This window comes from Acinetobacter sp. F16, from assembly GCF_052712855.1.
Map to the genome: position 1 here is coordinate 146,899 of NZ_JBRATK010000003.1, position 13,218 is coordinate 160,116.

15 protein-coding genes are annotated in these 13,218 nt (G+C 41.9%); 6 read left to right on the forward strand and 9 right to left on the reverse strand.

The genetic code is table 11. The annotated features are described in order from the left end of the window. Window positions 1-10 precede the first annotated feature (10 nt). The 3 genes from ACU0NF_RS03080 to coaE are packed head-to-tail and all read left to right on the forward strand — an operon-like array spanning window position 11 to window position 2,726. A complete protein-coding gene (locus ACU0NF_RS03080) occupies window positions 11-1,237 on the forward strand; it encodes a type II secretion system F family protein (protein WP_445660091.1) in 1,227 nt (408 codons plus the stop codon). Continuing rightward, window positions 1,237-2,097, forward strand: coding sequence for a prepilin peptidase (locus ACU0NF_RS03085; protein ID WP_445660092.1), 861 nt, complete (start codon window positions 1,237-1,239; stop codon window positions 2,095-2,097). The genes ACU0NF_RS03080 and ACU0NF_RS03085 overlap by 1 nt, the downstream gene beginning before the upstream one ends. A 14-nt stretch (window positions 2,098-2,111) precedes the next feature. Continuing rightward, window positions 2,112-2,726, forward strand: a complete 615-nt coding sequence (gene coaE / locus ACU0NF_RS03090; protein ID WP_370982661.1) for a dephospho-CoA kinase — start codon at window positions 2,112-2,114, stop codon at window positions 2,724-2,726. Here coaE and ACU0NF_RS03095 read toward each other — a convergent pair. From ACU0NF_RS03095 to ACU0NF_RS03110, 4 genes are all read right to left on the reverse strand, one after another. After that, window positions 2,723-3,640, reverse strand: a complete 918-nt coding sequence (locus ACU0NF_RS03095) for a DMT family transporter (RefSeq protein WP_445660093.1) — start codon at window positions 3,638-3,640, stop codon at window positions 2,723-2,725. The two genes, coaE and ACU0NF_RS03095, sit on opposite strands and share 4 nt — an antisense overlap. A 31-nt stretch (window positions 3,641-3,671) precedes the next feature. Beyond that, complete coding sequence (rlmB, locus tag ACU0NF_RS03100; protein WP_425918515.1) at window positions 3,672-4,421, reverse strand: 23S rRNA (guanosine(2251)-2'-O)-methyltransferase RlmB; 750 nt, start codon at window positions 4,419-4,421, stop codon at window positions 3,672-3,674. A 131-nt stretch (window positions 4,422-4,552) separates the two neighbouring features. Next, window positions 4,553-4,876, reverse strand: a complete 324-nt coding sequence (gene ppnP, locus ACU0NF_RS03105; RefSeq protein ID WP_067866108.1) for a pyrimidine/purine nucleoside phosphorylase — start codon at window positions 4,874-4,876, stop codon at window positions 4,553-4,555. A gap of 118 nt (window positions 4,877-4,994) precedes the next feature. Then, window positions 4,995-5,147, reverse strand: a complete 153-nt coding sequence (locus ACU0NF_RS03110) for a hypothetical protein (RefSeq protein WP_445660094.1) — start codon at window positions 5,145-5,147, stop codon at window positions 4,995-4,997. Window positions 5,148-5,587: 440 nt separating this feature from the next. Between ACU0NF_RS03110 and recN the strand changes: the two genes are divergently transcribed. Further along, window positions 5,588-7,249 (forward strand): DNA repair protein RecN, encoded by a 1,662-nt coding sequence (gene recN / locus ACU0NF_RS03115; RefSeq protein WP_445660095.1) that lies wholly within the window; start codon window positions 5,588-5,590, stop codon window positions 7,247-7,249. 63 nt (window positions 7,250-7,312) lie between these two features. Here recN and ACU0NF_RS03120 read toward each other — a convergent pair whose 3' ends face one another. From ACU0NF_RS03120 to ACU0NF_RS03135, 4 genes are read right to left on the reverse strand one after another with little or no spacing between them, the layout of a single operon-like run. Then, a complete protein-coding gene (locus tag ACU0NF_RS03120) occupies window positions 7,313-8,296 on the reverse strand; it encodes a CsgG/HfaB family protein (protein WP_445660096.1) in 984 nt (327 codons plus the stop codon). A gap of 50 nt (window positions 8,297-8,346) precedes the next feature. Beyond that, window positions 8,347-8,946, reverse strand: coding sequence for a penicillin-binding protein activator LpoB (gene lpoB, locus ACU0NF_RS03125; RefSeq protein ID WP_445660097.1), 600 nt, complete (start codon window positions 8,944-8,946; stop codon window positions 8,347-8,349). A 13-nt stretch (window positions 8,947-8,959) separates the two neighbouring features. Continuing rightward, entirely contained in the window at window positions 8,960-9,364 is a 405-nt protein-coding gene (locus ACU0NF_RS03130) for a DUF1425 domain-containing protein (RefSeq protein ID WP_131383773.1), read from the reverse strand. A gap of 18 nt (window positions 9,365-9,382) precedes the next feature. Next, the gene (locus ACU0NF_RS03135; RefSeq protein WP_445660098.1) at window positions 9,383-10,738 is read right to left on the reverse strand and encodes a COG3014 family protein; all 1,356 of its coding nucleotides are present in this window, start codon (window positions 10,736-10,738) and stop codon (window positions 9,383-9,385) included. A gap of 381 nt (window positions 10,739-11,119) precedes the next feature. On the opposite strand from ACU0NF_RS03135, the gene ACU0NF_RS03140 reads away from it, so the two are divergent. Together ACU0NF_RS03140 and ruvX are read left to right on the forward strand one after the other, a co-directional pair. Further along, window positions 11,120-11,674, forward strand: coding sequence for a YqgE/AlgH family protein (locus ACU0NF_RS03140; RefSeq protein ID WP_445660099.1), 555 nt, complete (start codon window positions 11,120-11,122; stop codon window positions 11,672-11,674). Further along, on the forward strand, window positions 11,667-12,110 hold the full coding sequence (gene ruvX / locus ACU0NF_RS03145; protein WP_131316640.1) for a Holliday junction resolvase RuvX: 444 nt from the start codon (window positions 11,667-11,669) through the stop codon (window positions 12,108-12,110). The genes ACU0NF_RS03140 and ruvX overlap by 8 nt, the downstream gene beginning before the upstream one ends. Window positions 12,111-12,208: 98 nt before the next feature. On the opposite strand, the gene ACU0NF_RS03150 is transcribed toward ruvX, so the two are convergent. Next, window positions 12,209-13,216 (reverse strand): HlyD family secretion protein, encoded by a 1,008-nt coding sequence (locus tag ACU0NF_RS03150; RefSeq protein WP_445660100.1) that lies wholly within the window; start codon window positions 13,214-13,216, stop codon window positions 12,209-12,211. Between the last annotated feature and the right edge of the window lie 2 nt (window positions 13,217-13,218).

Here is a 13,218-nt window from a genome sequence, read left to right on the forward strand (position 1 = left end):
GGATAAATTCATGGCTGTTAAAAAAGCACAGATGATGCCAACCTTCAGTTATGAAGGGGTTGACCGTAAAGGGGAAAAACTTAAAGGAGAATTACCTGCACGTAACATGGCACTTGCAAAAGTGACCTTACGTAAGCAAGGAATTACCATTAAGACGATTCGGGAAAAAAGAAAAAATATTCTCGAAGGCTTGATGAAAAAAAAGGTGTCTACACTCGATATCACCATCTTCACGCGCCAGCTGGCGACCATGATGAAAGCAGGTGTACCTCTGGTACAAAGCTTTGAAATTGTTGCTGAAGGCTTAGAGAACCCATCAATGCGTGAAGTGGTTCTAGGCATTAAAGGTGAAGTCGAAGGGGGTAATACTTTTGCAGGCGCGCTTAAAAAATACCCTCAATATTTTGACAATCTTTTTTGCTCACTGGTTGAGTCAGGTGAACAGTCCGGTGCATTAGAAACCATGCTTGACCGGGTTGCCATCTATAAAGAAAAAAGTGAACTTTTAAAGCAAAAAATTAAAAAAGCCATGAAATATCCTATGGCTGTTATTGTCGTTGCATTTGTGGTGACCATTATTTTAATGGTCAAAGTTGTACCAGTATTTAAAGATGTATTCAGTTCATTTGGAGCAGATCTTCCTGCTTTCACTAAAATGGTTGTCGGTATGTCGGAATGGATGCAAAAATACTGGTTCGTTCTGATTATTGTCATTGGCGCCATTATTGCAGGTTTTCTGGAAGCAAAAAAACGCAGTAAAAAATTCCGTGATTTTCTGGATAAAGCAGCACTCAAAGCTCCTATTTTTGGTGACTTGGTTTATAAAGCGATTATCGCGCGTTACAGTCGAACTTTAGCGACCACCTTTGCTGCTGGTGTACCCCTAATTGATGCATTAGAGTCTACCGCTGGTGCAACCAACAATTGTGTCTATGAACAAGCCGTAATGAAAATTCGCGATGATGTTGCCACCGGTCAACAGCTGCAATTTGCCATGCGTGTCACCAATAAATTTCCTTCCATGGCAGTACAAATGGTGGCGATTGGGGAAGAGTCAGGTGCACTGGATGCCATGCTAGATAAAGTAGCGACCCATTTTGAAAATGAAGTCGACAATGCTGTCGATGGCCTAACTTCAATGATGGAGCCGTTAATTATGGCTGTACTTGGCGTCCTCGTTGGTGGTCTAGTCATCGCCATGTACCTCCCAATCTTCCAAATGGGCTCTGTGGTTTAATGCAAGAATTTATCTCTTATTTTATCAATAACCCAACTGCACTTTATCTTGCAGTTGGGCTTTTTAGCCTTTGTATTGGCAGTTTTCTGAATGTCGTCATCTACCGTACACCCAAGATGATGGAGCAAGAATGGCGTAGTGATTGCCAATTGTTTTTGCATCCAGAACAACCAATCATTGATGAATCTAAGCTTACACTCAGCAAACCTGCATCCACCTGTCCTAAATGCCATACAGAAATTCGCTGGTATCAAAACATTCCATTAATTAGTTGGTTAGTTTTAGGTGGCAAATGCGGCTCTTGCAAAAATCCAATTAGTATTCGCTATCCATTGATTGAGCTACTCACTGCAGTATGTTCATTGGTCATTGTGGCAGTATTTGGTCCAACCCTACAAATGCTCTTTGGTTTACTGTTGACCTGGACCCTCATTGCACTGACCTTTATTGACTTTGATACCCAGCTTCTGCCGGATCGTTATACTCTCACCTTAGCAGCACTGGGTTTGGGTATTAATAGTTATGCCATCTATACCTCCCCCACCTCTGCAATCTGGGGCTATATTATTGGCTTCTTGTGTCTCTGGATTGTGTATTACCTGTTTAAAATCATTACAGGCAAGGAAGGTATGGGCTATGGAGATTTCAAGCTTCTCGCTGCTTTAGGTGCCTGGATGGGACCTTTAATGCTGCCTTTGATTGTGCTACTTTCATCCATGGTAGGCGCAATTATTGGCATTATTCTGCTAAAAATACGTAAAGAAAACCGGCCTTTTGCTTTTGGTCCTTATATTGCCATTGCGGGCTGGATTGCGTTTATTTGGGGTGAGCAGATTATGAAAGTCTATTTAGGGCAATAGTTTTAGGTGAGTAAATGACTTTTATCTTGGGTTTAACAGGTGGTATTGGTAGCGGAAAATCTGCAGCAAGTACATGGTTTGAAGCCCAAGGAATCACCGTGGTGGATGCCGATATTGTGGCACGAGAGATTGTCGAAAAAGGACAGCCAGCGTTGCAACAAATTCACGCAGCTTTTGGGGATTGGGTGCTTTTAGACAATGCAGAACTGAATCGCCGTGCTTTACGTGAACATATTTTTAAAGATCCGAACGCACGCAAAGTACTGGAAAGTATCACCCACCCTGCGATTCGCCAGTCGATTATTCAACAACTTCAGGCTGCCACCAGCCCTTATGTCATTCTGGTTTCTCCACTGCTCTTTGAAACCAATCAACATGAATTGACTGATCATAGCTTGCTCATTGATGCGACTGAAGAATTACAAATTCAGCGCGCTAGCCAACGTGATGGACAATCGATTGAACAAATTCAGAAGATTATTCAGGCACAAATGCCACGTCAAAAGAAACGAAGCCTAGCCGATGATATCGTGCTAAATGATGGTCATCTTGACCATTTATACAGTCATTTAAAGCCGCTACATAATGCTTATTTACAACGCAGCAAGCAAAAAAAAGCAGTCGATTAAGACTGCTTTTTTTGTTGATCGAGTTGCTGTTGCAAGCTGTCTTTATGCATGATCCAGCGCCACGGCTGCAAAGCACCAATCGCCATACCAATCAAGCCACAAATAATTGCCAGACTTAAAGGCTCACCTAAAAGCGGCACAGCTAAAATTGCTGCCATAAACGGTGCCAAAGTTACGATACTACCTGTCTTAAATGCACCTAAGCGCTTAATGGCTTCTACATAAGTCAGTGTTGCCACAATCACCACAAAAATACCGTGAAAAATCACCTGCATCAGTAAATGCACAGGCTCAGGTTCAGTTAAATTTTTTGGTAAAAACAACAGATAAATCGGCACATAAACGATCGCAGACCAGATTGCGACACCGGCCATGGAATGCCATGCAGACAGTTTCCATTGACGGAGTAATACGGTAAATATACCCCACCAGATTGCACTCAACAAAAACAGCAGGTCGCCAAAACCAAAAGCCACACCTGTTTCCTGATACATTAAAAAGCTCATCGCACTAATTGCTGCGAGCATAATGACCAGACTGACCCAGGTATGTTTATCAAAAGGCTGTCTAAACAGAAAAAATGCGGCAAGTGCTGTACACAAAGGAAGACAGCCATTGAGAAAGATGGCGGCATGCGCTGCAGGCACATAGTGAAATGCGCTATATGAGGTCAGACAGTATCCGACCCCGCCAATCATTGCTAAAAGAAAGGGCTCTTTTTTCCATAAAAAGGCCAGGTCTTTTTTATAGATCAGGATTGGCATTAAAATACAGAATGCCAGAGCAAAACGTAAAGCCGTGATATCCCAAGCGCTGATTCCCCACTGTGCATTTAAGCGGGACGTAATGGTAAATCCCCCCCAGATACACATGGTAATGGCGACATAGAGATAACCTTGGGACCGGGGAGACATAGCAAACAACTTTTAAATTGAGATAATAAAATTACACATTACGTTGGCGGCAAGCTTCATACAAAGCCATACCGGTTGCCACACTGACATTTAAACTTTGCAAATTGCCTGCCATCGGAATATAAACCGTTTGATCGCATTGCGATTGGGTAATTGGACGCAGGCCTGTATCTTCAGCACCCATCACCACACACACCCCTGTTCCGGTAAAATCAAACTGCTGCACCGGTAAAGCTTTCTCATCCAGCATGGTACCAACGACACGCACATTGAATTCGTCTTTGATGTTACCCAAAGTACGTGCAAGATTGGTCACCTGAATAAACTTCACTTTCTCTGCGCCGCCTGCAGCAATTTTACGTGCTGTCGGGGTTAAGCTTGCAGAACGGTCACGCGATACAATCACCGCTTCAACACCCATCGCCGCTGCTGTACGAATACACGCACCCAGGTTATGTGGATCAGTGACCTGGTCTAAAGCCAACAACAGTGCTTGAGGATTTTGTTTCAGCAAATCATCCAAATCCTGTTCATTCAGTGTTGGATGCGGACGGACTGCGGCAACCACCCCCTGATGAAAGGGCTGACCTGCCAATTTTTCCAGTTTGTCACGACTGGCCTGTTGCACACTGATCCCGAAAGGGTCAGCCAAAGCCAAAACGTTTTTCAAACGTTGATCGTCACGACCTTTTAGCGTAAATAAAGTAAGTACACGCTCTGGCTCAAGCTCAAGTAATGACTCCACTGAGTGAACGCCATAGAAATATTCGGTTTTTGCCATGAACGGCCTCTAAAATGTTTGTATACAATGCAAAAAAGAAAAATCCTGCAAAGCTGACTTTACAGGATTGATGCTTAAATCTAGTTTAACTGATTCAGGCTAAAATTTCTTTGCCTTAATAAGGCTTATGCCTAGCCTTCTAAATGGCAAACATAATCGAGCACTTCATCAGTCTCGATTTTAAAACGGCTATTGCCTGGGACATAAAAAGACTGTCCTGCACGGAACAATTCACTCTCGATTTTATCCGCGATTTGCACACGGCATTCGCCTGAAATAATTTCCATACGTTCAGGGACATGAGTTTCGAAAGTCAGTGCTTGTTCAGTCGGTAAAATCACCCCTAAGGTCTTTTTTGTGCCATCTTCGAATTGCACGGTATGACTAATACATGAACCGCCGAAATAAACATTCGATTTTTTGATAACAGAAACATGATCAAACTGATTTGACATGCGTATTCTCCAGATAATGCGCATTTATAATTTTTGATTGATGTAGTTTAAACAGCTGCATTCAACTAATCAATCGGTGTTTCATACGGCTAAATCAATATTTTACAAATTGTTGCAGTTATTTTTCTGCATCAATAAAAGCAAGATTTAACACGAGTTTGCGAGAGTCTAAATCAACCTTAGCATAAGCACAAATAAGTTTTTGTACTTCATCGACTAAAGGTCTATTCACTTTTTCAAGTAGCAAATCTTGTACCAAAACAATGGCCATTAACCCAGCAATTTTCGATACATCCAAAGCTGGGTTGGCTGACTCAATTCAGTATTTAAACCTCAACCCAGGAGTACTTTCTGATAAATACCGATCCATGATGTACCTCGACAGATATTGAGTCATTCTCCTATCATCCTGAAGCATGGTTTCAATAGAATGAAAAATATCGCAGACTATTTGAACATGACTGATCTAGGTTTATCTATGCCAGCCTGTCTTCTGGCATGTTTGGCTAGATGTAAGCGAATAGCTTAGTAATATTGAATTCAATTGCAGCAGATGTTGTTTTTATAGCGTATCTTGGGTAAAAGGTATTTTCATCTTGAATATCAGGTAAAATAGTGATGTTTTACGTCATCTTAAAATAAAAGCTGGCTTGTGACCAAAACAAAATTTCACTATCTTAGATTAAAACTTTTCGCAGCTCGGATGCGTTTATGCTGACACACTTAACTCTGATCAACTTTGCTTTAGCCGATCATTTAGCCATTGATATTGAACCCGGTTTCAATGTCCTGACCGGCGAGACGGGTGCGGGTAAATCTTTATTACTGGATGCCCTGTCTGCCTGTTTAGGTGAGCGCACCGATACCAATTACGTCCGTTTTGGCTCCGATAAAGCCGATGTTACCGCCGTTTTTAGTTATAAAGAACGAAGTCCTGAAGCTGAATGGCTGAAAGCACATGAGTTGGATGATGAATCTGGCGAGATTCATTTAAGACGGGTAATTTTTGCCACGGGCCGCAGTAAAGCCTGGATTAACGGTCGCCCAAGCAGCTTGGCTGAACTGAAAGAAATTGGCCGTTTACTGGTGCAACTGTATAGTCAGCACAGTCAGCAACAATTACTAGAACATCCTTATCCCAAGCACTGGCTAGACCGTTACAACAACTTTTATCAGCCTGCACAAGATGTCCGTGATGCCTATAGCAGCTGGCAAAAAGATATTCGCCAGCATCAGGCCGCATTGGATGCGCAAGCGACCCGTAAACAGCGGATCGAAACGTTGGAATTACAGCTTGAAGAACTCGAAGAAATTACTCACATTGACTATAAAGAGATTGAGCAAGAGTTCGACCGTTTAAGTCATCATGAACATATCATGCTGGATTGTAGCTACAGTTTAAATGCACTCGATGAAGCCGAACCCAATATTACTCAAGAAGTGTCTTCGATTATTCGCCGCCTTGAATCACATGCCGGTCGCAGTGAGCAACTCGCAGAAATTTATAATTCTTTGCTGAATGCGCAAAGTGAAATTGCTGATGCGACGGCAAATTTACATCTATTTATTGACCGTCAAAGTTTTGATCCTGAACGGATGGAAGAGCTCAATTCGCAACTAGAAATCTTTCACCGTTTAGCACGTAAATACCGTAGCCAACCTGAAACATTGAAAGAGGAATATGAGGCCTGGCAGGCTGAACTAGAACAGCTGCATCAGCTGGAAGATCCTGAGACTTTAGCTGAACAAGTAGAATTGTCGCATCAAGACTTTTTAGCCAAGGCACAACACCTCGATGAGATTCGCCGTGAAGCGGCAACGCCTTTGGCTAAAAAACTTACGGAACAGGTGAAGCAACTGGCATTGCCTGAAGCCTATTTTGAATTCAAGTTTGAACCTTTGGAACAGGCGTCATCGGAAGGGCTTAGCTTTATTCAACTGATGTTTACTGCAAACAAAGGTATTCCGGCACAGCCACTGGCACGTGTCGCATCCGGTGGTGAACTGTCACGTATTGCGCTGGTCATGCAGGTGATGAATGCGGAAAAAACTGAATCCGAAGTTTTGGTGTTCGATGAAATTGATGTCGGGATTAGTGGCGGTACGGCAGAAATGGTCGGACGCTTACTGGCAGATTTAGCCCAGCATGTACAAATTTTATGTATTACCCATCAGGCCCAAGTGGCGGCACAATCCGATCAACATCTGTTGGTGAAGAAACGTCAAACGGATCCTGCAAGTAGTACCATTATTGACCTGAGCGAAGAACAACGGATTGATGAGCTGGCGCGCATGACCGGCGGTGTCGAAATTAATGATACGACCCTGCAACACGCCAAGCAGTTACGCCAACTTAAGTTTCATCAGGTATAAAAAAGCCAGTACGGCCGTACTGGCTTTGGACTTAAATGCAAATAAAGCTGATTTAAGCACAACTTACCATTTGATCGGCTTTTCACTCGATCCTGGGGTCATATCATAGGTTGGAGTAAAACCTGCATCTTGATTTTGATAAGAAGCAGGTTGGAGTTTCATTCCAATCAACACCTCTTGGCTCAAACCTTGCGCAATTTTATCTATACTTGAATCATTTAATGAATTATTCAGCATGTTTTGAATTGCATTGTCTGCAATGACACGGTTGAAGGTGCCTGCTGCAACAACTTTACTGGTATTCGCCTCAATAACCCGCCAGGTTAAACGTACTTGATCTGAACCTTGATTCATACCATACATGTGTTGACCATTGGCAACCGAAACATCATTGATACGCCCCACCAACAAATAGTCTGCACCTACTTTCTGACCTATACGTGCCAATTCTTGCGGTGCACCATCCCAGTATAAAAATTCATTTTCAGACTGCATTTCGCTTAAATAATGACGATCAACCAAGCTCAATTGTCCCGTTTGAGCCAAGTAAATCCCTAATTGATCAGACAATTCTGAGGCGAAATCATCCGCAGAATCTACCTTGGCAGAACGGTTGTTTTTTTCATAAAATTGAAATGGCAGCACAGCAATACGGCGTAAATACTGATCTTGAACGGATGACTCGTACTGCACAACATGCGCACGCACTTTCGCACGATAATTGTTTTTTGATCCGGTCACACTAAGTACTTGGAATTTAGTTACAGATCCTGAGCCAGTATTATCTACGCTAAATACTGGAGAAACTTTACCCGAATAACTCCATTTATTATTGGAAACTGACATATTGACAGTTTCTTCATAATCTACACGTGAGGAAACAGTAGCGCCATTCACCGATTGAACCGCAACCAACAAGGCTTCTGAAATAGCTTGATGCTGGGTAGCACCACTACCCGACGCTTCTTTGACCACTTCTTTTAATGCTGCAAATACAGATGTGGTCGCACAACCTGCAAGGAATAAGGCTAAAAATAATTTATTCATCGTTATTATCTTCTTAAGCAACTATGCAATCGCACAGTTGCGCATTTAAATTATAAACCGAAGGCCGAACGTTTCGATGATTTACGAATTTCTTTCTCGCTTGTCCATTCCACAATGCCAGATTGTACATTTTGAAGTTTTAAAGTGAACTTGTAATACACATCACTTTTACCCCCAACATTTTTGACAATGCTTGATAGGTTACCGTTTAGCATATATTCAGCGCCAATATGACCACCGGCTTTTACAGAGGTCGCCTGGTTTACCAATCCACTTTGCTTTTGGTATGCCAACTGTTGAGCTAATGCATTAGCAGAAGTCATATCTACAAAACGGAATTTGCCTGAATTGATGAGTTTGTTTTGAATGGTGTCAGTGATTGACTCTGTATCGATATGTTCTTGAGTCTTATTACGTATGCGGTCTACAAACATCACTGGGCGGCGATTTTGAGTTAATTGAACAATTACCGGAAAGGTCAACATATCATCAACCATTTTGTCCGCAATCATCTGCAAATCGGTAGAACCAAAATCTTTATTCAAGGTTTCAACTGACTGAGCATCTCCATAACTTACGTTAGTAGAAGCACAACCGCTCAATACCAGACTGGTCAAAACTGTAGTAGCCAAAGCTAATTTTAATTTCATGGAAAATTTATCCTTAATCTTTTCTCAAATAAACAACAACATCAACAGCAGATGGGTTAGGTGCAATGGACTGAACGGTTTTTATTTCGCGGCCGGTTAACTGGATAGGCTTCCAACGTGAACCTTCTGGATTCACTTCAAAGCCGCTTGCATCTACCCACACAATCTTGTATTCAAAATTACGACTCACAAACCAGCGGTCTTTGATTGCAATCGACGCTTTTTTCAAATCGCCCGCATATCCCATACTGATCCGATCAACACCAATTTGCGTGACCAGTTTTGGGTTACTGCTGATGGTTTTTACACTATAAGTGCCATCTGCCGCGGTTTGGGTAGATAGTGAATTGGGTGCGGTACAAGCAGTGAGCGAAGCAGCCAAAAGGCTGGCCACCCCCAGTTTTGAATATATTTTCATCATTCCACTCTTTTAAAATTAACGAGTTACAGCACTTACACTGGCTGAAATTTTATTATTTATATCACTGACATAAACAAAAACGGTTTGGTTTGGATTTGCTTCAACGTTTACCATTGGACTAGAGGACTGTTGTCCAATAATTTGCAGGTTATGTTTTCCTGGACTTACCTCGAAACGTGCCACCTGTGTATTACTTGGCAGTGTCGACCATGCTCTTAAATCGGCACGTTCAGTAGCAACATTCATTAAATTTCCAGCCAGCTGACCTATAGAGCCCAATTGCTGGCCCAATTGTTGCTGCATCACATATTTTGTCGTTGCTCGTGCAATCTGACTGGTAACGGTACTGATGGTTTGTTCTTTCAGGTTTTTTACAGCCAATGCCCCAATATCACTAACTAGAGCACTTTGCTGTACTTGTCGATCACCCAGCTTTATTTTTAAGCTTTTCGGCGGCATATAAGTACTCGGCTCGTAGGTGGCAAATGCAATATTCACCAGCCCATTTGGCATGGGAAAAGCCAGTTTATTTTCAATCTTTTCCGGTACTGTGCCCTGTTCAATAAATACAATGACGGGTACTGATTTCGCACTGTTACCCGATACTTTATCCACACGGGTCACATCTTTGGCAACATTTGAATCACCCTGTAATTCATAAGCTTTTTTAAAATCCACCAAAGCATTGTTATAGTCGCCTGTGGCTTCCCACAAATTAGCCGCCATGTAAAAAGCATAACCATTTTGATAGGTATTTTTAATTCGGCCTGCAATTGGGTCCAAGCCAACAAAAGCTTCATCTAAAGTTGAATAATCAATTTTATTATCTGTCTTCTGCTTTTCTTTTTTCTTAGCAAACTCTTTCTCATGCGCCAGTTCAATTTCACGCTGAATTTGTTGTGCAACACGCATTTCTACCCCTGCGGCTTCAGCATCATTCAGCAAAATATAATTTTTTGCTTGAGAAATATGCGCCAAAACCTGCTCATAAGGAGGAACCAAATAAGGTACAATGGACTCATTACTGACCATGGAAAGGGCTTTGAAACCCATACGGGTTACACTAATTTTACTTCTGTTGTTTTGCTGATCGATCAATTCAAATGCTTTTTTATAAGTATCCAGGCTTTCTTGATACTGTTGATTGACCTGTAAAATTCGTGCCTGTTCTAAATAATACAAAACGGCATCTTTAGAATTTTTCTTGCTGTCAAACTTCGCTGCTACCGATGAACTAAGTTCCGCATTTAAAGAACTCCTAAAAAGTGATCCCTCTTCTTCATAAGTTCCAAATACCGCTGCATGTGTTTGTAGAGCAAACAATGAAGTAAGGCACAAAGTGACAATTTTCTTGTTAATCCGAACCGACATAATAATATTCAACTTACTTTTTATTACACACATCATACAAATCAAAACAATTTGAATCAAATCAATATTTCTTTATAAAACATATAATTGTTTTGACTAAATTAAGATATTTTAAATATTGATCACAAATAACGTAGAAATAGACAATAAATCACAAAATCATTAAGTTTTCTTAAATCAAATACCTATTTTAATATAACTTTAATTTCAAAAATAAATCTCAAGCATGATAAAAAACATAAATTTATATATTCAATCTATAATTTCTTATAGAAATTTGTAAGGTCAATGTTATAGTCAAGAAAGCTCTAGATCGAGTAACAGCCACACCAAATTTAAAAATATTTTTCAAATGATGGACTAAATCTTGGAGACGCTTAGGTGAGCAAACAATATCTGACACATCACTGTCTGATTGCACCTCCTGATTCAGCCGATGATTTTTTTGCCAATACGGTTATTTATTTGGCACGACATGATGAAGATGGCGCTCAAGGCATTATCATTAACCGCCCTTCCGGCCTTTCAATCAAAGAGTTATTGAATGACCTGGAAATTGAAGCGGATAATGTCAATCCCCATGATGTATTACAGGGTGGACCTTTACGCCCGGAAGCAGGCTTTGTGCTGCATACCGGTCAACCGACCTGGCATTCATCCATTGCGGTGGGTGAAAATGTCTGCATCACCACATCTAAAGATATCTTAGATGCCATTGCACATAACGAGGGTGTTGGACGTTATCAAATTGCCTTGGGTTATGCGAGCTGGGGCAAAAACCAGCTTGAAAAAGAACTGGCACGTGGCGACTGGCTTATCTGTGATTCAGATATGGATTTAATTTTCAACTTGCCTTACGACGACCGCTGGGATGCTGCCTATAAAAAAATGGGCGTAGACCGCAATTGGCTTTCATCAGAGATTGGACATGCCTGATTTATCACAACCTCAACTGATTATGGCATTCGATTTTGGTACACAGAAAATGGGCATGGCGGTTGGTCAATCACTGATTGAAAGTGCCAATCCCCTTGCCCTGTTTCCGATGAAAGATGGGATTCCCAACTGGGATGAATTGCTGAAAATTGTGAAACAGTATCAACCGAGCTTATTTTTAGTCGGTTTGCCGCTGAATATGGATGATAGCGAATCTGAACTTTCGGCTCGCTCGCGCAAGTTTGCCCGCCGTTTACGCCATCAGACCAATATCGAAACCTTAATGGTGGATGAGCGTTTAACCACACGTGAAGCACGTGATGAACTGGGCCATTATCAAGCCCAAGGCCGCGCTAAAAAACTGTCTGCAGATAGTGTTGCGGCTGCACTTTTTATTGAAAGCTGGTATCGCAATCCTGAAGGGCTTACACCTTAACTTTCTAAGCAGCATTGATCTAAAAAAGCCATTCAAAAATGAATGGCTTTTTTTTAATTGCTTAGATTCTCAGATAAAAGCGATAAAGATAAACACGATTACTTGGCTGGTTTTTCAATATGAATGGTTGCCGTACGCCCTGCCACAAAAGCCAATTCATTTTTCGGCATTTCATCCAGGACAATTTTCACCGGCACGCGCTGTGCCAAACGCACCCAGCTAAAGGTTGGATTTACATTGGCCAGCAGTCCAGAGGTCGAGGTGCGTTCACGGTCTTCAATCCCCGAGGCAATCCCCTGTACATGACCTGTTAACTTTTCGGAATCGCCCATCATTTGAATGCTTGCAGACGCACCGACATAAATTTTATTTAATTTGGTTTCTTCAAAATAACCCACAATATATAACTGCTGACGGTTGACCAATGCCGCAACCGCTTGCCCCACTTTGACATAATTGCCTTGCTGCAGTTCAAAATTGGATAAGGTGCCATCGGCAGGTGCAACCACTTCAGAGCGATTTAGGTTCAGTTGGGTCAGGTGCAGATTACTGGTCGCCACTTCAATGAGCGCTTTCTGCTGCACGATATTGGCCTTGGCCTGTGCAATGGCGGCAAGTATCTGTTCATGTTCTGCATGCGACTGATCACGAGTTGCAAACATCTGCTCCTGTTCTTGTTTGGAAATCGCGCCATCCATCAGGTTGGAATAGCGATTGGCATTTTTATCTGCCCAGTTAATATTTGCTTCAGCCTTCACCACATTGGCCTGAGCTTGTGCCAATTCAGCCTGAGCTGCAGCTAAACCGGCTTTGGCTTTGGCTAAATCAGATTTGGCTTGCTCGACATCGATGGCTTGACGGGCGACATCAATTTTAAACAACACCTGCCCTTTTTTAACGCTTTGATTATCTTGTACCAAGACCTCAGTCACCAGACCCGAAACGTCAGAAGACACCTGAATCACATCGCCACGTACACGCCCATCACGCGTCCAAGGTTCGGAATTATAATAGTTCCAGATATGGATAATGGCGAAAATTGCGATCAGCGCCACCCCCAGCAAAACAATCGGTCGGATTATTTTGCGTAAATCAAAGGATGTCATTT